The sequence below is a fragment of the Streptomyces graminofaciens genome (assembly GCF_030294945.1).
Taxonomy (GTDB): Bacteria; Actinomycetota; Actinomycetes; order Streptomycetales; family Streptomycetaceae; genus Streptomyces; species Streptomyces graminofaciens.
Map to the genome: position 1 here is coordinate 9,337,010 of NZ_AP018448.1, position 18,669 is coordinate 9,355,678.

The 18,669-nt window shown below is 72.0% G+C and carries 12 protein-coding genes and 2 pseudogenes; 7 read left to right on the forward strand and 7 right to left on the reverse strand.

The features are described from left to right. Positions 1 to 251: 251 nt before the first annotated feature. The gene (locus SGFS_RS41070) at positions 252 to 893 is read right to left on the reverse strand and encodes a GntR family transcriptional regulator (RefSeq protein WP_286257376.1); all 642 of its coding nucleotides are present in this window, start codon (positions 891 to 893) and stop codon (positions 252 to 254) included. 272 nt (positions 894 to 1,165) lie between these two features. Here SGFS_RS41070 and SGFS_RS41075 point away from each other — a divergent pair, with 272 nt between their 5' ends. Then, a complete protein-coding gene (locus tag SGFS_RS41075; protein ID WP_286257377.1) occupies positions 1,166 to 1,819 on the forward strand; it encodes a hypothetical protein in 654 nt (217 codons plus the stop codon). A gap of 73 nt (positions 1,820 to 1,892) precedes the next feature. Here SGFS_RS41075 and sucB read toward each other — a convergent pair whose 3' ends face one another. From sucB to SGFS_RS41090, 3 genes are all read right to left on the reverse strand, one after another. Further along, the gene (gene sucB / locus SGFS_RS41080; protein ID WP_286257378.1) at positions 1,893 to 3,698 is read right to left on the reverse strand and encodes a 2-oxoglutarate dehydrogenase, E2 component, dihydrolipoamide succinyltransferase; all 1,806 of its coding nucleotides are present in this window, start codon (positions 3,696 to 3,698) and stop codon (positions 1,893 to 1,895) included. 60 nt (positions 3,699 to 3,758) lie between these two features. Continuing rightward, positions 3,759 to 5,147, reverse strand: a complete 1,389-nt coding sequence (gene lpdA / locus SGFS_RS41085) for a dihydrolipoyl dehydrogenase (RefSeq protein WP_286257380.1) — start codon at positions 5,145 to 5,147, stop codon at positions 3,759 to 3,761. 244 nt (positions 5,148 to 5,391) lie between these two features. After that, a complete protein-coding gene (locus SGFS_RS41090) occupies positions 5,392 to 6,918 on the reverse strand; it encodes a leucyl aminopeptidase (protein ID WP_286257382.1) in 1,527 nt (508 codons plus the stop codon). 470 nt (positions 6,919 to 7,388) lie between these two features. Here SGFS_RS41090 and SGFS_RS41095 point away from each other — a divergent pair, with 470 nt between their 5' ends. The 4 genes from SGFS_RS41095 (at position 7,389) to SGFS_RS41110 (ending at position 13,507) form a co-directional block, all read left to right on the forward strand. Then, positions 7,389 to 9,413: a hypothetical protein gene (locus SGFS_RS41095; protein ID WP_286257383.1), complete on the forward strand. Its 2,025-nt coding sequence runs from the start codon at positions 7,389 to 7,391 to the stop codon at positions 9,411 to 9,413. Between the two features lie 115 nt (positions 9,414 to 9,528). Further along, a complete protein-coding gene (pelF, locus tag SGFS_RS41100) occupies positions 9,529 to 11,064 on the forward strand; it encodes a GT4 family glycosyltransferase PelF (RefSeq protein WP_286257385.1) in 1,536 nt (511 codons plus the stop codon). Beyond that, the gene (locus tag SGFS_RS41105; protein WP_286257386.1) at positions 11,061 to 12,635 is read left to right on the forward strand and encodes a hypothetical protein; all 1,575 of its coding nucleotides are present in this window, start codon (positions 11,061 to 11,063) and stop codon (positions 12,633 to 12,635) included. The genes pelF and SGFS_RS41105 overlap by 4 nt, the downstream gene beginning before the upstream one ends. Before the next feature lie 92 nt (positions 12,636 to 12,727). Further along, positions 12,728 to 13,507 carry an endo alpha-1,4 polygalactosaminidase gene (locus tag SGFS_RS41110; protein WP_286257387.1) on the forward strand — a complete coding sequence of 260 codons (780 nt, stop codon included), beginning with the start codon at positions 12,728 to 12,730 and terminating at the stop codon, positions 13,505 to 13,507. Positions 13,508 to 13,527: 20 nt separating this feature from the next. Here the strand turns inward: SGFS_RS41110 and SGFS_RS41115 are convergent, their stop codons facing one another. Further along, the gene (locus tag SGFS_RS41115) at positions 13,528 to 14,388 is read right to left on the reverse strand and encodes an adenosylcobinamide-GDP ribazoletransferase (protein ID WP_286257388.1); all 861 of its coding nucleotides are present in this window, start codon (positions 14,386 to 14,388) and stop codon (positions 13,528 to 13,530) included. Positions 14,389 to 14,469: 81 nt separating this feature from the next. Here SGFS_RS41115 and SGFS_RS41120 point away from each other — a divergent pair. Continuing rightward, a pseudogene (locus tag SGFS_RS41120) lies at positions 14,470 to 15,228 on the forward strand (hypothetical protein); the annotation flags it as partial. 170 nt (positions 15,229 to 15,398) lie between these two features. On the opposite strand, the pseudogene SGFS_RS41125 reads toward SGFS_RS41120, so the two are convergent. After that, a pseudogene (locus SGFS_RS41125) lies at positions 15,399 to 16,088 on the reverse strand (hypothetical protein); the annotation flags it as partial. A gap of 415 nt (positions 16,089 to 16,503) precedes the next feature. Further along, positions 16,504 to 17,616, reverse strand: a complete 1,113-nt coding sequence (cobT, locus tag SGFS_RS41135; protein ID WP_286257389.1) for a nicotinate-nucleotide--dimethylbenzimidazole phosphoribosyltransferase — start codon at positions 17,614 to 17,616, stop codon at positions 16,504 to 16,506. 166 nt (positions 17,617 to 17,782) lie between these two features. Here cobT and SGFS_RS41140 point away from each other — a divergent pair, with 166 nt between their 5' ends. Beyond that, complete coding sequence (locus SGFS_RS41140) at positions 17,783 to 18,664, forward strand: class I SAM-dependent methyltransferase (RefSeq protein WP_286257390.1); 882 nt, start codon at positions 17,783 to 17,785, stop codon at positions 18,662 to 18,664. Positions 18,665 to 18,669: the final 5 nt, after the last annotated feature.

Consider the following 18,669-nt stretch of genomic DNA (forward strand, 5'->3'; position numbering starts at 1 on the left):
GGGCGAGGGCCTTGGTGGGCCCGTCGGCGACTTTAACTCGCTGATCGATGATCGATCAAAGGGTTGATGGGCAAAACCTCTTGATCACGAGAAAGTCGGCACGGGGTGTCTCCGGCGGGGGCACCGGGTGCCGCTGCGATCCCGGGTTTCTGCAGGTGGGGCGGCGTTTGAGCGATGCTCCGCTCAAGAGCTCGGGGGTTCGGTCGGTGGGCGTGCGCGGGTCGTGGTGTGGTTGCCCGCGGCGAAAAAAACTACGCCGGCTCGTCGTCCGTGTGTGGGGCGCAGCCCAGGACGTGGGACTTGACCAGGTCCGCGATGCGGGGGTCGCGGCGGCGGAAAGCGGCCACCAACTCCTCGTGTTCCTCCGCGTAGGACTGCTGGACCGTGCCCAGCCAGCGGATGGACAGGGCCGTGAAGACCTCGATGCCCAGGCCCTCCCAGGTGTGCAGCAGCACCGAGTTGCCCGCCGCCCGCACCAGCTCACGGTGGAAGGCGACCGTGTGCCGCACCTGGGCCGTGCCGTCGGCGTTGCGGTCGGCCTCGTACAGCGCCGTGACGTGCGGTTCCAGTGCCGAGCAGTCCCCGGCCAGCCGCTCCGCCGCCAACTCCGCCGCGATCGCCTCAAGACCGGCCCGTACCGGATAGCTCTCCTCCAGGTCGGCCGCCGTCAGATTCCGCACGCGTACGCCCTTGTTCGGCGCGGACTCGATCAACCTCAGGGACTCCAGCTCGCGCAGCGCCTCCCGGACCGGGGTCTGGCTGACCTCCAGCTCCGTGGCGATCCGCCGCTCCACGATCCGCTCACCCGGCTTCCAGCGCCCGCTCACGATCCCCTCCACGATGTGCTCGCGGATCTGTTCGCGCAGCGAGTGGACGACGGGCGCGGTGGTCATGCGGGCTCCTTCGGCGGGGGACAGAGCCCCAAGGGCGTTGACCTCTAGACAATAAAGCCGCCACCCCGCCGGTGAGAGGCGCACGGGGGCGCTTTGACGCAGGTGAGACGAGACTTACACGCTCCCAGGGTGGCCTGGTTTGTAAAGACCCGTACCGGACAGGCTTCGGAGCCGTCACGGCCGTGTCACCCCGAGAACCCCCGGGCCCCCGGCGGTGTGGCGATCGGCAGGGGCCCCGGTCGAGGGCGCCCCTTGGCACGAGGGGGGACGGCATGCGCGGTGGGGGACGGCCCGGGGGAGCGCGGTGGTCGGTCGCGGCGGCCGTGGCGGCGGTGGTCATGGGCGTCGCGGGATGCGAGCCGGGGGACACGGGCGCCGTCGGGACCACGGCCGAGGAGACCAGGACGGCAGCCGCGCCCCTCGGCGGCGCCTGCGTCTTCGTGAAACCGGACGGCGCGCGGAAGTTCGGCCACGTCGGCTGGGGCTTCAAGGTCACGGGCACGGACCGCTGGGTGTACGGCGCCGTGGAGAACCCGAGCGGCGCGCTGTACATCCCGCCCGGCGGCGACATCGGGGCGTGGCACGCGGAGGGGTCGTACGAGCGGATGCTGAGCGACATGGCCACGGACGCGCACTATCCGGGCGAGTCGGCGGAGCCGTACAGCCGGTACCGCTGTACGAAGTCCTCGACGAGTGAGGTGGAGGCCGCCCGCGCGATGATCCGTACGGTCGAGGGGCGGGGGTTTCTGGTGGGGCTGGACCCGGACACGGGGGAGTTCGGGTCGCGGGACTGTCTGGACGCGACGTACGACGTGTTGAAGGCGTACCGGACGCGGCGGTTGGCTCCGGCGTATCGGACGGAGATCCCGAATATGTGGGTGGAGTCGTTGGTGACCTGGTCGGACGGGACGTTGACGGCACGGTAGGTGAGGCGGAAGAGCGGCGCCCCCGTCCGGAAGATCCGGACGGGGGCGCCGTCGTACTGCGAACAGAAGACCCTTACAGGCCGAGCTCCACCTCGAACTCGCCGGCCTCCAGGATCGCCTTGACGGCCGTCAGGTAGCGGGCCGCGTCGGCACCGTCGACCAGGCGGTGGTCGTAGGAGAGGGTCAGGTACGTCATGTCGCGGACGCCGATGACCGTGCCCTCCTCCGTCTCGATCACGGCGGGGCGCTTGACCGTGGCGCCGATGCCGAGGATCGCGACCTGGTTCGGCGGCACGATGATCGTGTCGAAGAGCGCGCCGCGCGAGCCGGTGTTGGAGATGGTGAACGTCGCACCGGACAGCTCGTCCGGCGTGATCTTGTTCGCCCGGACCTTGCCCGCCAGGTCGGCGGTGGCCTTGGCGATGCCGGCGATGTTGAGGTCGCCCGCGCCCTTGATGACCGGGGTCATCAGGCCCTTCTCGGAGTCCACCGCGATACCGACGTTCTCGGCGTCGAAGTAGGTGATCGTGCCCTCGGCCTCGTTGATCCGGGCGTTGATGACCGGGTGGGCCTTCAGCGCCTGGGCGGCGGCCTTGACGAAGAACGGCATCGGGGAGAGCTTGACGCCCTCGCGGGCCGCGAAGGAGTCCTTCGCCTGTCCCCGGAGCTTCATCAGACGGGTGATGTCGACCTCGACGACCGAGGACAGCTGGGCCTGCTCACGCAGGGCCTTGACCATGTTGTCGCCGATGACCTTGCGGATGCGGGTCATCTTGACGGTCTGGCCACGGAGGGGGGAGACCTCCAGCGCCGGGGCCTTCTTGGCGGCGGCGGCAGCCGGGGCGGCGGCCGGAGCCGGGGCGGCGGCGGCGGCCTTCGCGGCCTCGGCGGCGGCGATGACGTCCTGCTTGCGGATACGACCGCCGACGCCGGTGCCCTTGACGGAGCCCAGGTCGACGGCGTTCTCGGCGGCGAGCTTGCGCACCAGCGGGGTCACGTACGCACCCTCGTCCGTCGCCTTGGCGGCGGCGGGCGCGGCGGCGACCGGGGCCGGCGCGGGGGCCGGAGCAGCCGGGGCGGCGGCCACGGGGGCCGGAGCCGGGGCGGCGGGCGCGACGGGGGCCGGCGGGGCGACCGGAGCCGCGGGCGCGACCGGAGCGGGCGCGGGCGCGGGGGCGGCCGGGGCCGGAGCCGGGGCCGGGGCAGCGGCGGCGGGCGCCGGAGCCGGGGCGGCCGGGGCAGCCGCCGGAGCGGCACCCGGGGCGCCGATGACGGCCAGCTTGGCGCCGACCTCGGCGGTCTCGTCCTCGGCGACGACGATCTCCAGGAGCACACCGGAGGTGGGCGCCGGGATCTCGGTGTCGACCTTGTCCGTGGAGACCTCGAGCAGCGGCTCGTCGGCCTCGACGCTCTCGCCGACCTCCTTGAGCCAGCGGGTGACGGTGCCCTCGGTGACGCTCTCGCCGAGCGCGGGGAGGACCACGTCGGTGCCCGTGGCGCCACCGGCCGGGGCGGCCGGAGCCGCGGCGGGGGCCGGAGCCGGGGCAGCGGGGGCCTCGGCGACCGGCGCCGGGGCGGGCGCGGCAGCCGGGGCCGGAGCTTCGGCGGCGGCGGGGGCCGGGGCGGCAGCGGGCGCGCCCGTGCCGTCGTCGATCAGGGCCAGCTCGGCGCCGACCTCGACGGTCTCGTCCTCGGCGACCTTGATGGACGCCAGGATGCCGGCGACCGGGGAGGGGATCTCGGTGTCGACCTTGTCGGTGGAGACCTCGAGCAGCGGCTCGTCGGCCTCGACGCGCTCACCCTCGGCCTTCAGCCAGCGGGTGACAGTGCCCTCGGTGACGCTCTCGCCGAGCGCCGGAAGGGTTACGGAAACCGCCATGGTTTCTGTTGCTCCTTAACGATTGCGGAAGTCTGGATCGTCGCTTCGTCGACCGAGGGGTCAGTCGTGCGAGTGCAGCGGCTTGCCCGCGAGGGCCAGGTGGGCCTCGCCGAGCGCCTCGTTCTGCGTCGGGTGGGCGTGGACGAGCTGGGCGACCTCGGCGGGGAGGGCTTCCCAGTTGTAGATCAGCTGGGCTTCGCCGACCTGCTCACCCATGCGGTCACCCACCATGTGGACGCCGACCACGGCACCGTCCTTGACCTGGACGAGCTTGATCTCGCCCGAGGTGTTCAGGATCTTGCTCTTGCCGTTGCCCGCGAGGTTGTACTTCAGAGCGACGACCTTGTCCGCGCCGTAGATCTCCTTGGCCTTGGCCTCGGTGATGCCGACGGAGGCGACCTCGGGGTGGCAGTACGTCACCCGGGGGACACCGTCGTAGTCGATCGGAACGACCTTCAGACCGGCCAGACGCTCCGCCACCAGCATGCCCTCGGCGAAGCCGACGTGCGCGAGCTGGAGGGTCGGGACCAGGTCACCGACGGCGGAGATGGTCGGGACGTTCGTGCGCATGTACTCGTCGACCAGGACGTAGCCGCGGTCCATCGCGACGCCCTGCTCCTCGTAGCCGAGACCGGCGGAGACGGGCCCACGGCCCACCGCGACCAGCAGGACCTCGGCGTCGAACTCCTTGCCGTCGGCCAGGGTGACCTTGATGCCCTCGGCGGTGTACTCGGCCTTCGAGAAGAACGTGCCCAGGTTGAACTTGATGCCGCGCTTGCGGAACGCGCGCTCGAGAAGCTTGGAGCTGTTCTCGTCCTCGACCGGGACGAGGTGCTTCAGGCCCTCGATGACGGTGACGTCGGCGCCGAACGACTTCCACGCGGAGGCGAACTCGACGCCGATGACGCCGCCGCCCAGGATGATCGCGGACTTCGGCACACGGTCCAGGACGAGGGCGTGGTCCGAGGAGATGATGCGGTTGCCGTCGATCTCCAGGCCCGGCAGCGACTTCGGCACGGAGCCGGTCGCCAGCAGGACGTGGCGGCCCTGGATGCGCTGGCCGTTCACGTCGACGGAGGTGGGGGAGGACAGTCGGCCCTCACCCTCGATGTAGGTGACCTTGCGGGAGGCGATGAGCCCCTGCAGACCCTTGTACAGGCCGGAGATCACGCCGTCCTTGTACTTGTGGACGGCGGGGACGTCGATGCCCTCGAAGGTGGCCTTCACACCGAACTGCTCGCTCTCGCGGGCCTGGTCGGCGATCTCGCCCGCGTGCAGCAGGGCCTTCGTGGGGATGCAACCCCGGTGCAGGCAGGTGCCGCCGACCTTGTCCTTCTCGATCAGGGCGACGTCCAGGCCCAGCTGCGCCCCGCGCAGGGCCGCGGCGTAACCACCGCTACCACCGCCGAGGATCACTAGGTCGAAAACGGTGCTGGCGTCGTTCGCCACGTCACGTCCTCCATGCATGTGCGCCGTACGCCGGTCTCCAGTGACCGCGCGGCGGCTGGTGTCCGGCCGCTCTTCTTCGGCCCTGTGGTGGGGGCCCTGTCCTGCCGAGCCCCATCTTCGCACTTGTCGAGAGGGAACGAGACGCCGGGCCTGTGTGTGAGACGTCGCACTCTCAAAGGAGCGCGCGGCACAACGGCCCCGGGGCGGCGAGCACCCAGGGGCCGTTATGACAAAGGAACAAACCTCAGCCGAGGTCGCCCGCCGCCGTGAGCTCGGCCAGCCGCACCAGAGTCCGCACAGCGGACCCCGTTCCACCCTTGGGCGTGTATCCGAACGGCCCGCTCTCGTTGAACGCCGGCCCCGCGATGTCCAGGTGCGCCCAGGTGATGCCCTCGCCCACGAACTCCTTGAGGAACAGGCCGGCGACCAGCCCGCCGCCGTACCGCTCACCCATGTTCGCGATGTCGGCGGTCGGGGAGTCCATCCCCTTGCGCAGGTGGTCCGGCAGCGGCATCGGCCAGGCCGCCTCGCCGACCTCCTCCGCCGCCTCGTGCACCGCGGAGCGGAACGCGTCGTCGTTGGCCATGATCCCGAACGTGCGGTTGCCCAGCGCCAGCATCATCGCGCCGGTCAGGGTCGCCACGTCGACGATCGCGTCCGGCTTGTCCTCGGACGCCTTGGCGAGCGCGTCGGCCAGCACCAGCCGGCCCTCCGCGTCGGTGTTGAGGACCTCGACGGTCTTGCCGCTGTACATGCGCAGCACATCACCCGGGCGGGTGGCGGAGCCGGACGGCATGTTCTCGGCGAGGGCGAGCCAGCCCGTGACGTTGACCTCCAGGCCGAGGCGCGCGGCGGCGACGACCGCGGCGAACACGGCGGCGGCACCGCTCATGTCGCACTTCATCGTCTCGTTGTGCCCGGCGGGCTTGAGCGAGATGCCGCCCGAGTCGTAGGTGATGCCCTTGCCGACGAACGCCAGGTGCTTCGTCGCGTTGGCGGAGGTGTACGACAGCTTCACCAGGCGGGGAGCGGCGGCGGAGCCCGCGCCGACGCCGAGGATGCCGCCGTAGCCGCCCTTCTCCAGCGCCTTCTCGTCGAGCACCTGCACCTTGATGCCGTGCTCCTTGGCCGCGGCCTGGGCGACGGCGGCGAACGCCTCGGGGTCGAGGTCGTTCGGCGGGGTGTTGATCAGGTCGCGGGCGCGGTTCAGTTCCTCGGACACGGCGACGGCCCGCTCCGCGGCGGCCTTGTGGGCGCGGTCGCGGGGCTTGGCGCCCAGCAGGGCGACCTCGGCGAGCGGCGCCTTGCCGTTCTTCGACTTGGTGTCCTTGCCGGTGTCCTTGTAGGCGTCGAACGAGTACGCGCCGAGCAGCGCGCCCTCCGCGACGGCGCCGACGTCGGAGGCGTCGCCGAGCGGCAGCGCGAACGCGGCCTTCTTCGTGCCGGTCAGCGCGCGGGCCGCGGCACCGGCCGCCCGGCGCAGCGACTCGGCGCCGAACGAGCCGTCCTTCTCCGGCTCGGCTCCCAGGCCGACCGCCACGACGAGCGGTGCCTTGAAGCCGGACGGGGCGGGCAGCTTCGTCACCTCGCCCTCGGCGCCCGAGGCACCGAGGGTCTGCAGGACGCCGGCCAGCTTGCCGTCGTACGCCTTGTCCACGGCCTCGGCGCCCGGTGCGACGACCGGGCCCTTGGCACCCTTCGCGACACCGACGACGATCGCGTCGGCACGCAGGCCCGACGCGGCGGCGGTGCTGAGAGTGAGAGCAGTCACGGTGGTGAGATCTCGCTTCCAATTGAGTTTCGATGGCCGAACGGACGGCTCGACCGGGCCGGAGCATGCCGAGAACGAGCCTAGGCCTTGTTCGGCCTATCGGATCCGGGCTGCGCGGCCGTTCGCGCGCATGCCGGTCCTCCGGTCCTTCATCGACCAGCCTCCCCGACTTTCGCGTCCGGCCGTGCAGGGAGATCCCCATGAATTCGGCGTAGGGGGATCCCTTGTCGCCGCGCGCTCGCGGACCACCCTCGCCATCCGCGCTCGCGGCGATCGAATTCGGTCATTTCTGCGGACGGTCACCCCTGCGTGGCGTCATGGTCCTTTCCCACCCCTCACCTCACCCGACCTGAGCCACACTCGTCGGCATCCGGCGAGCGGTCTGCTCATCGGTTTGCAGCATTTCCACAGATTCCCCTCCACTCGATCACCGATCGTGAGGGGAATCTTCTGGGGGGGTAGGGACGAATATGGCGCAGAGCGTGCGCAGATGGAGAAACGCGACCGCCGTGGCGGCGGCCGCCGGCCTGTTGTCGGTGGGGCTGGGGGTGCCCGGCGCGACGGCGGCCGGGGAGCCGCGCATCGACCTCAAGGTGCTGGTGGTGGACAACGGCGACAGCTCGGTTCAGGCCATCACCACCGAACTGAAGAACACCGGCATCCCGTACACCCGGATCGACCTCAACGACTCGGGCCGCCCGAAGATCACCGCCGCCTTCCTGAGCGACACCGTCGGCGGCACCCCGCGCGCCAAGTACCAGGGCGTGGTCCTGCCCAACGAGGCCCCGTTCGGCGCGGGTTCGGCCGAGCAGACGGCCCTGGAGACGTACGAGAAGACGTACGGCATCCCGCAGGTCGACGCCTACACCTGGGCGCACCCGGAGGTCGGCCTGGAGTACGCCTCGTACTCCGGCACCCTCGACGGACGGGAGGCGTCCGTCACCGCGGCCGGCAGGTCGGGCTCGTTCGGCTACCTCGACGGGGCCTTCCGCTTCGAGGACAACTCCTCGTCGGTGACCGAGAGCTACGCCTATCTGGCGTCCCCCCGCACCGGCTTCACCAGCTATGTCGACGCACCCCTGCCCGGTGGCGGCGGCACCGGCAGCCTCGTCGGCGAGTACGCCCACGACGGGCGGCGCGAGCTGGTGGTGACGTTCGCCTACAACCAGTACCAGCAGCAGTTCCGGCTGTTGGCCCGCGGCATCGTCGAGTGGCTCACCCAGGGCATCCACCTGGGCCAGGCCCGCAACTACTTCGCCGTGCACGTCGACGACGTGTTCGCGCCCGACGCCCGCTGGGACAAGGAGCGCAACTGCACGCCCGGCGACATCGACTGCGTGGGCGGCGGCGAGGAGGGCGCCCCGATCCGGATGACGGCCGCCGACGCGGCCTACGCCGCCCAGTGGCAGCAGGAGCACGGCTTCACCATGGACATGGTGTACAACGCCGGCGCGGGGGAGGAGTGGAAGGCGGAGAACGGCGGCACCGACGCCATGACCGACCGCCTCCTCGCCGACAAGGCCAAGTACCGCTGGATCAACCACACCTACACACACCCCTTCCTCGGCTGCGTCCAGGACACCTCCACCGTGCCGTGGAGCTGCGCCAAGAACGCCGACGGCTCCACGCGGTACATGAGCCGCGCCGACATCTCGGCGCAGATCCGCGACAACAACAACTGGGCGGCGACCAAGGGCCTGCCGATCGACCGCACCGAACTGGTCACCGGCGAGCACTCGGGCCTGAAGACGCTCCCGCAGCAGCCGAACGACAACCCCAACCTCGCGGGCGCCCTCTCCGACAACGGCGTCAAGTGGATCGCGTCCGACAACTCGCGCGAGCCCGAACAGCGCGCGGTGGGCAAGGCGCTGACCGTGCCGCGCTATCCGATGAACGTGTACTACAACACGGGCACCAAGGCCGAGATGGCCGACGAGTACAACTGGATCTACACGTCCGGAGCCGACGGCGGCAGCGGTGTCTGCGAGACCAACGCGGCCTCCACCTGCCTGGACGAACCGCTGGACGCGGCCACCGGCTACGACGAGTACATCGTCCCGCAGGAGGCCCGCACCGACCTCGGCCACGCCATCAGCAACGACCCGCGCCCGCACTACGCCCACCAGTCCAACATGGCCGAGGACCGCCTGCTGTACCCGGTCATGGAGAAGGTGCTGACCGACTACAAGGCGCTCTTCGCCGACAACACCCCGCTGGAGAACCTCCGCCAGAGCGCCATCGGCACCGAACTCCAGCGCCGGGCCGCCTGGCAGGCCGCGATCGCCAACAACAAGGTGACCGCGTACCGCGTCGGCACCACCGTCACCGTCACCGCGCCGTCCGGGACACAGATCCCGGTGACCGCGCCGGAGGGGACGAAGAAGCAGCTCCTGCTCGGCGCCCAGGCCTTCGGCACGTCGTACGCGGGCAAGCGCTCGGGCTGGACCACGCCCACGGGCCTGCAGACCGCGCTCACGCTGAAACTGCCCTCCTAGGGCTCTCCACACCGCCCTCTCGTAGGGCTCGCGAGACCGGCGCACCCCGGTACCTGACCGCCGGGGTGCGCCCCCAGCCATGCCGAAAAGGCTGTCCCACAGGGGGAAACCGCGCATGATGCGCAGTGGCCGTCATGTCACCATGCTCACCGAAGGCACCTACCCGCACGTCCACGGCGGGGTCAGCACCTGGTGCGACCAGCTCGTCAAGGGCATGCCCGAGGTCGACTTCCACATCGTGTCGCTCACCGGCACCGGCCGTGAGCCGGTGACCTGGGAGCTGCCGCCCAACGTCCGCCGGCACACCTCCGTGCCGACCTGGGGCCCGCGCCCGGGCCGCAGACACGCCCCGCACGGCAGGGCCCTGCGCCGCTTCACCGAGGCGTACGAGCGGCTGCTGCTCGCCTTCCTCGATCCTGAGGCGCCGGACGCGGGACGCGACTTCGGGGAGGCCCTGTTCGAACTGGCCGGGATCGCCCGCGACGGACGGCTGTCGGCGGCGCTGCGCTCCGAGTCGGCGCTGCGCTCACTGATGTGGATCTGGACCACCCCGCATCTGCCGACGGCCGCCGCCCGCCCCACCGTGCACGACGCGCTCACCGCGACCGACCTGCTGGAACACGCCCTGCGGCCGCTCGGCACCCGGATCCCCGAGGACTCCGTCGCCCACGCCGTCAGCAGCGGCCTCGCGACCCTGCCCGCGCTCGCCGCCCACCGGCTCGACGGCGTACCGTTCCTCCTCACCGAGCACGGCATCTATCTCCGCGAGCGCTATCTCGGCCACCGCGGCGGCGACCACCGCTGGCCCGTGAAGGCGTGCCTGCTCGGCTTCTACCGCGAGCTGAACTCCCTCGGCTACCGCGAGGCCGACCTCATCACCCCCTGCAACCAGTACAACAGCCGCTGGGAGCAGCGCGGCGGCGCCGACCCCGACCGGATCCGCACGGTCTACAACGGCGTCGACCCGGCCGCCTTCCCGCACGCGGGCCCCGAGCCCGAGGTGCCCACCCTCAGCTGGTGCGGCCGCGTCGACCCCATCAAGGACCTGGAGACCCTGCTCCGCGCCTACGCCATGGTCCGCGCCGAACTCCCCGAGACCCGACTGCGGTTGTTCGGCCCGGTGCCGCCCGGCGGCGAGGCGTACGCGACGACGCTGGAGAAGCTCGCCGCCGAGCTGGGCATCACGGACGGGCTGACCTTCGAGGGCCGCATCAGCGAGGTGTGGCGCGCGTACGCGGCTGGCCATGTGGTGATGCTGTCGTCGATCTCCGAGGGCTTCCCGTTCTCCATCATCGAGGCCATGTCCTGCGGCCGTACGACCGTGTCGACGGACGTCGGCGGGGTCCGCGAGGCGGTCGGCGACACCGGCCTCGTCGTACCGCCGCGCGAGCCGCAGAAGATGGCGGCCGCCGCGCTGTCCCTGCTGCGCGACGACGAACGACGTCTGGAACTGGGCGAGTTGTCGCGTCAGCGGGTGATCGACCGGTTCACGCTCCGCCGTTCCGTGGACGCCTTCCGCACGATCTATCTGGAGCTGGCGGGCCGCGACGAGGTCGTCTACGAGCCCACTCCGGAGACGGTCGCCGACTGGACCGTCGAGCTGCGCGACCCCTGGTACCAAGCGGTGGCGACGGACGGGACCGACTGGTGAGCGAGACCCCGGGCGTGCCCTCGGGCGCCGAGCCGGTCACCCTGTCGGCCGTGCCCCGGCAGCGCGACCGCCCGCCCACGAGCTGGGCCGGACCCGACCCGATCGACGAACTCGCCGAGCGGTTGCGGGAGTTCATAGCCGCCGCCGTTCACCCGGACGAGATAGCCGCCCTGCTGGAGTCCGACGGCATGTCCGACGACCGGATACGCGAGCGATACGGCTGCCGGAACTCCTTCGCCCTCGCCGAGGAGCTGTACGGACGGGTCGAGCGCAACCATCCGGAACCGGACGGCTCCCCTTACGACCCCTGGCGCACAGGCCTGCTGGGCTGTCTGCTGAGGGGAGTGGTCTTCGCCCTCCCGGGCCTCGGCTACGTCCTCGGCGCACCCCTCCTCATGGGCCCGCACGACATCCGCGGCCTGCCCGCCGGCACGGTCCCGCTGTTCGCCGGCGCCCTGTGCGGCTGGACCTGGAACCAGGGCCTCGCCCACCGCGCGTACTCCTGGCTGGGGCTCGGCGACCGTGACGCGGCCCGCCGGTCGCTGCTCGCCGGGGCACCCGTGGGCGTCCTGCTCGGCTCGCTGGTCGCCTTCCTCGCGGCGGGTACGGGCGACTCGGGCGCCGTGGCCTTCGCCGTCGGGGAGGCCTGCTATCTGGGCGCCGCGACCGTGCTGCTGGTCATGGGCCGGGAACGGGCCCTGCTGTACTGCCTGCTGCCGATGACGGCGGGCGCGCTGTTCGCCCTGGCCCGGGAGATGCCCGACGGGGCGAGACTCACCCTGCTGGCCGTGTCCCTCGCGGCGGTCGTCGTCCTCGCCGGACTCGAAGTCGCTCCCGCCGCACGGAAACCGGACCTCGGCGTCTGGTCGGCCGGGTTCCCCGCGCTGCTGCCGTTCGGAGCCCAGCCCGGAACTCCGGTCGGAACTCCGGCGAAGGCACCCTCGGGCCCTCCGCTCATCGCATCCATCCCCTACGCGTTGTTCGGTCTCGGCAGCGGTGTGCTGGTCCTGTACGCGGGCCTGGAGGACATGCTCTCCGGCGAGGCGCACAGCACGGTCGCCGCGCCCGCCGCCGTGGCGCTCACCCTCAGCATGGGCCCCGCCGAATGGTTGCTCCACCGCTTCCGCAGCGGCAGCCTCACCGGACTGCGCGCCAGCAGCACCCCGAGGGCCTTCCGGCACGGCACGGCCGTGACCCTGGTCCAGTGCCTCGCGGGCTATCTCGCCGCGCTGCTGGTCCTCGCCCATGTCACGGTCACGCTCTGGCCGCACTCCCCGAGGCTCCCGGCCGCGCTCGGGCAGGCGGACACCGCCGTGCCGCTCGACGGCCTCCGCCTCGCGAGCCTGCTCCTGCTGGGCGTGGTCCTGTGGACGGGCCTGCTGCTCCAGTCCTTCGGCGCGGTGCTGAGCGCCGTCGCCGTGTGCTGCGCGGCGGCCGTCGCCCAGACCGTGGTGCTGGCCACGGACAGCGCGGGCCCACATCGGGCCGGCCTGATCGTGTACGGGACGGCGTCCGCGATCCAGGCCGTGCTCGTCTGCGCGCTGCTGGGGAAGGCGACCGCGCACCGATGAACACACCACACGGAATGCCACGGCACCGGGTACGACGCCGGGGCGGTGGATCATGCTGGGGGCACGTCGCCGTACACCCTGGAGCCCGCCCGATGAGTCGCGTCCTCGCCGTCCTCGCCCTTCTGTTCCTGGTCGCGGGGTGCACGAGCGCACCCGAGGACAAGCCCGGAGGCGAGCTCTGGCGGCCGAAGCCCGGCACGGACTGGCAGTGGCAGCTGGGCGGCCGCCTCGACACCTCCATCGACGTACCGGTGTACGACATCGACGGCTTCGACCATTCCGCCGACACCGTCGCCGAACTGCACGACGACGGCCGCAAGGCCATCTGCTATCTGTCCACCGGCGCCTGGGAGGACTGGCGCCCCGACGCCGACGAGTTCCCCGAGTCGGTCATCGGCAGGAGCAACGGCTGGGACGGCGAGCGCTGGCTCGACATCCGGGAGACCGAGATCCTCGAACCCCTCATGGCGGCCCGCCTCGACATGTGCGAGGAGAAGGGGTTCGACGCGGTCGAGCCGGACAACATGGACGGCTATGTGAACCGCACCGGCTTCCCCCTGAAGGCCGCCGACCAGCTCCGCTACAACCGCCTGATCGCCCGCCTGGCCCATGAGCGGGGCATGTCCGTGGGCCTGAAGAACGACATGGACCAGATCCCGGAGCTGGTCGACGACTTCGACTTCGCGGTCAACGAGCAGTGCGCCCAGTACGACGAGTGCGACGACATGACCCCGTTCATCGAGGCCGACAAGGCGGTCTTCCACGTCGAGTACGAGCTGAGGACGAGCGAGTTCTGCCCCGAGGCCCGACGGCTGAAGCTCAGCTCGATGCTGAAGAAGTACGAACTGGGGGTGTGGCGCAAGGCCTGCTGACAGCTCCTGGGAGGCGGTTGTCAGCCGAGCGTGAGGACGACCAGCGCCGTGGTGGCCGCGGTCTCCGCCAGTCCGCCGAACACATCGCCGGTCACTCCGCCGAAGCGTCGTACGCAGTGGCGCAGCAGGAGTTCGGCGACGACGAGGGCGGCGAGCACCGCGAGGACCGGGCGGACCGCGTCGTACGGCGCGAAGAGCGGCCCCGGATCGACCGGCCCGATCACGACGACGACACCGGTGGCGTCGTAGGGGCCGAACCACGCCCCCGCGACAGCCGCCGTCAGCAGGAGCGCGACCGCGGCGACCGTCGCACCCCGTACCGGCACCACCCCCGCCACCGCCGCGCCCAGCCCCTCCGGCCGGGCCGCCGGGACCCCGGTGCGCGCGGCGAGGGTCAGGGCCAGCCGGGCGGCGGTCGCCGAGACGGCCGCCGCGAGCGCGCCCAGGGCCCAGGAGCGGTCGTAGAGCTGGGTCAGCGCGGCGACCTGGGCGAGCAGGACGAGGACGAGGGTGACGACACCGAACGGCCCGATGTCCGACTGCTTCATGATCCGCAGCGCGTCCTCGGCGGGCTTGCCGCTGCCCAGCCCGTCGGCGGTGTCGGCGAGCCCGTCCAGATGCAGACCCCGGGTGAGCACGGCGGGTACGGCGACGGAGGCCACGGCGGCGAGCGGCGCGCCCGCGCCCAGGGCCCACAGCGCACCGCCGAGCGCGGCGGCGACCAGGCCGACGACCAGCCCGGCGAGGGGTGCGCACAGCATCCCGACACGCGCGGCGGCGCGGTCCCATCGGGACACCTTGACCGGCAGCACGGTGAGCGTGCCGAAGGCGAAGCGGAGGCCGTCGAGGAGGGTGGGCCGGGGGGCGGGGGTCGTGGACACCGGCGCAGGCTACCGGGCGGTGCGGGAGCGCCTGAAGGTGGTGCGGGAGCATCCGGAGGAGGCGCTGGATAAAGTTCGCATATGGGTCACTGGTGGGAGCGGAACATCATCGAGCCCGGCAAACTGCCGCTGCTCCTCGCACTCAGCGCGTTCGTCCTGACGTTCCTGATCACCCGGATCATCACCCGGCTCATCAGGGCGGGGAAGGGCCCGTTCCGCAACATCAGCGGCAGCGGCGGTGTGCACATCCACCATGTGGTCCCCGGTGTCGTCCTCACCGTCGTCGGCGGCTTCGGCTCGGTCGCGAGCGACGGGCACGGCCTCGGCGCGCTGCTCGCCGCCGTGCTCTTCGGCATGGGCGCCGGGCTGGTGCTGGACGAGTTCGCGCTGATCCTGCACCTCGACGACGTGTACTGGAGCGAGCAGGGCCGCAAGAGCGTCGAGATGGTCGTGCTGACGACGGCCCTGGTGGTCCTGATGCTGGGCGGCTTCCTCCCGTTCGGCGTCAACGACCTCTCCGACGAGGAACTCCAGGACCGCGGCACGGTCATCGGCAGCATCGGCACGAACTTCCTCTTCGCCCTGGTCGCCCTCAGCAAGGGCAAGGCGCGCACGGCGGTCTTCGGCGTGATCATCCCGCTCATCGCCGTCGTCGGAGCGATCCGCCTCGCCCGCCCCACCTCCCCCTGGGCCCGCCGCTTCTATCGCCGTCGCCCACGCGCCCGAGCCAAGTCCTGGCTGCGCGCCTACCGCCACGACCGTCGTTGGGCGGGCCCCGGCCGCCGCTTCCAGGACTGGATCGGCGGCAGACCGGACGAGGCGCCGATGCTGGAGCCGGGGAAGTCGGGGCAGGGGCCCCCGGCGCTCGAACCGGGGTCGGTTTCGGGGTCGGGTCCGGTGGCAGGTCCGGAGCGGGGGCCGGTGCCCGAGCCGGAGGCAGGGCGGGCGACCAAATCGGCGTCCGGGTCGACGTCGACGTCGGAGTCGGGGCCGGGGCCGGAGTCGGGACCGGAGTCCGCGCCGGGGGCCGACGCCGAGCTGCGCGACCGACGCTGACGTACGGCGGAGTACGCCGCGCACAGCAGCAGCACGGCCGCGATCGCCGCCAGATGCTCCTTGCCCGCGAGGTTCTCCTTCACCAGCACCTCGACGACCATCGCCACGATCACCGCGCCCGCCGTGACGTACGCCCGACAGCGCCATCCCACGAACACCGCGAGCCCGACCACGGCAGCCGACGGCCCGGTGTCCACGACCCGCGCGTCCGAGCCCGGCAGCCCGAGGAGGGGGAAGTCCGGCCCGAGGGCGATGCCCACGCGCGCGTAGAGCGTCCCGGCGAGCGTGGCGACGTAGGCGACGAGGAGCGTCCTCCGGCGGCCGAGGCAGATCTCCGCGACGCCGAACACGAGCAGGATCTGCGCCAGCGCACCCCAGACGGGCAGGTCGAGGGCCGGTACGAAAAGGGAGAGCGGGGTGCGCAGCAGCGCGAGCCACAGCGGGTCCTCGGCGCGCACGGTACCCACGTCCTGCACGAACCCGTAGCCCCAGGGCCGGCTGTGCGCGAAGTGCAGGAGGGTCGTCAGACAGACGGCGGCGAGGGACATGGGCGCCGCCCGCAGCCGCCGTCGTACGACGGCCGGCCCTACGGCGTCGTACAACGCCCCCCATTCGGTACGCGCCCACCGCCCGACCCTGCTCATCCGTAGGCCCTCATCCGTACGACCTCATGTGTACGACCCTGAGCAGCGACCGCCACAGCCGCAGCACCGGCCCGGCGCCGAGGCGCCCACCACGGTGGAAGACCGAACGGAACACGGTGAAGTTGAGCGAGACCCGCGTGATCTCGATCTCCTCGGCCGCGCTGGAGGAGTTCGACGACGAGGGAACGACGGCCCTACGGGCCTGAGAAGACCAGGGCGCAGCCCGGTCTTCTCAGGGGCGCGGGGAACTGCGCGAGCAACCCGCTACAACCCGCACCCGCCGACAAACCCCACCCACCCGAGTACCGGGGCGCAGGGCGCGGGGTCAAAGGGGCGGGGTCGAAGGGGCGGCCGCCCCTGGGGGATGGGAGGGGTAGGGGCGGCGGGGGCGAAAAGACCGCGCGCCCCGGGGGGCCTACGTCGCGTCCATGTCCTCGATCCCCGACCGCACCGCGGCCGCCTCCTTCTCCACGACATCCTCCGAAGCCCGCTCCGGCAACTCCGCGGACAACGCGGCAGCGACCCGCACCAACGGCAACGCCAACAACGCCCCCGCCCCCTCCCCGACCTTCACCCCGTGGTCGAGCAGCGGCTCGATCGCCATCCGGTCCAACGCCTTCGCCTGTGCCGGCTCCCCGCTGTTCTGCCCCGCCAGCCACCAGTCCGGCGCCCGGAAGGCGACCCGCTGAGCCACCAACGCGCAGGCCGCCGAGACGACCCCGTCCAGGATCACCGGCATCTTCCGCACCGCACTCTGCAACAGGAACCCGGTCATGGCCGCCAGATCGGCCCCACCCACCGTCGCCAGCAGCTGCAGCTGATCCCCGAGCACCGGCCGAGCCCGCCGCAAGGCGTCCCGCACGGCCGCGCACTTCCGCATCCACGCCAGATCGTCGATCGCCCGCCCACCCCGCCCGGTGACGACGGACGCGTCGGTGCCGCACAGCGCCGCGACGAGCACCGCCGCGGCCGTGGTCCCCCCGACGCTCACATCCCCGAGCACCACCAGATCGGTCCCGGAGTCGGCCTCCTCGTCCGCGAGCGCGACCCCCGTCCGGAACGCGGCCTCCGCCTCCTCCGCCGTCAGCGCGTCCTCGACGTCGATCCGCCCGGACCCGCGCCGCACCCGGTGCCGCACGACCGCGTCGGGCAGCGACTCCGGGTCGCAGTCCAGCGCCAGGTCGACCACTCGCACCGGCACGTCCAACTGCCGGGCCAGCACCGACACCGGGCTGCTCCCGTCGAGCACCGCCCGCACCAGCTGGTGGGCACTGCCGGCCTCCCGCGCGGACACGCCCAGTTCGGCGACCCCGTGGTCGCCCGCGAACAGCACCACACGGGGCTGCGTGATCGGCCGCACCGGCACGGACGACTGTGCCGCCGCCAGCCACTCACCCAGGTCGTCGAGGCGGCCCAGCGCCCCGGGCGGCACGATCTGCCGCTCCCGTCGCGCCTCGGCGTCGCGGCGCACCCCGCCGTCGGGGCGCTCGATCAGATCGGTGAAGTCGTCGAGATTAAGCGAGCTCATTCGCCGAACAGTACCGGCACCGATCGAACACGACCGCGCCACACCGGGACCTCGCAGAGGACGTCGCCTGCACCGCGCCACGGACACGTCATTGCACCGATGCCCGACATCCCGTACGTACCTTTTTTAGGCGAATGTCCATACGTTCCCGCCCGCAGGAGCCGCCATGTCCTCCACCCCGCGCCCGGACCCCGTCCCCGGTCAACACACCCCGGGCGCCGACCCCTTCCAGGAGCCGCGCCGGGACGACTGCCCCTGGTGCGGCTCCCGGCGGTTGCGTACCCGGCTGCGCGCGCCGGAGGGTGCGCGGCGCACGCCGGGCACGTTCGTGGTGGACGAGTGCGGGGACTGCTCCCATGCCTTCCAGAACCCCCGGCCCACGGCGGACGGGCTGCTCCTGCGCCACCACAGGTACCCGGCCGAGGGCCAGGTCCGCTCCCATCTCGCCGGCCGGATCGGCCGCCGGCGCCACCGGGCCGCCGCCCGCGCCATGCTGCCGTACCCCGAGCCGGAGAGCTGGCTCGACGTCGGTACCGGCCACGGGTACTTCCCGGAGGCCGCCCGCGAGGTCCACCCGTACACCGCCTTCGACGGCCTCGACTTCACCCCGCGCGTCGAACGGGCCCGGGCGGCCGGGCGGATCGAGGAGGCCCACCAGGGCACCCTCACCGACCCGGAGATCGCCGCCCGGCTGCGCGCCCGCTACGACGTGGTCAGCATGTTCCACCACCTGGAGCACACCCCCGACCCCCGCGAGGAACTCCGTGCCGCCCTCGGCGTGCTGCGCCCCGGCGGCCATCTCCTCGTCGAAGTGCCCGACCCCGTCCGCCCGTTCGGCCCCCTGCCCGGCAACTGGTGGGCCTGGGCCTGGCGGGCCTGGACCTGGACCCGCTACGAACGCCCGCGCCCCCTCCACCTCATGCCCCTGCGCAACCTGCTCGCCGAACTGGACTCCCTCGGCTGCAAGGTCCTCACCACGCGGGCCTGCGCGCCGTTCCCGCCCGGCGCACACCGCATCGTCGCGCGCCGGGTGCCACCGGCCCGATAAGCGCC

What these genes read in the sequence shown, in the direction of transcription:
- SGFS_RS41075 (WP_286257377.1), top strand. Translation starts at nt 1,166, where the DNA reads ATGCGCGGTGGGGGACGGCCCGGGGGAGCGCGGTGGTCGGTCGCGGCG.
- sucB (WP_286257378.1), bottom strand. Translation starts at nt 3,698, where the DNA reads ATGGCGGTTTCCGTAACCCTTCCGGCGCTCGGCGAGAGCGTCACCGAG.
- cobT (WP_286257389.1), bottom strand. Translation starts at nt 17,616, where the DNA reads ATGAGCTCGCTTAATCTCGACGACTTCACCGATCTGATCGAGCGCCCC.
- SGFS_RS41070 (WP_286257376.1), bottom strand. Translation starts at nt 893, where the DNA reads ATGACCACCGCGCCCGTCGTCCACTCGCTGCGCGAACAGATCCGCGAG.
- SGFS_RS41140 (WP_286257390.1), top strand. Translation starts at nt 17,783, where the DNA reads ATGTCCTCCACCCCGCGCCCGGACCCCGTCCCCGGTCAACACACCCCG.
- pelF (WP_286257385.1), top strand. Translation starts at nt 9,529, where the DNA reads ATGATGCGCAGTGGCCGTCATGTCACCATGCTCACCGAAGGCACCTAC.
- SGFS_RS41110 (WP_286257387.1), top strand. Translation starts at nt 12,728, where the DNA reads ATGAGTCGCGTCCTCGCCGTCCTCGCCCTTCTGTTCCTGGTCGCGGGG.
- SGFS_RS41095 (WP_286257383.1), top strand. Translation starts at nt 7,389, where the DNA reads ATGGCGCAGAGCGTGCGCAGATGGAGAAACGCGACCGCCGTGGCGGCG.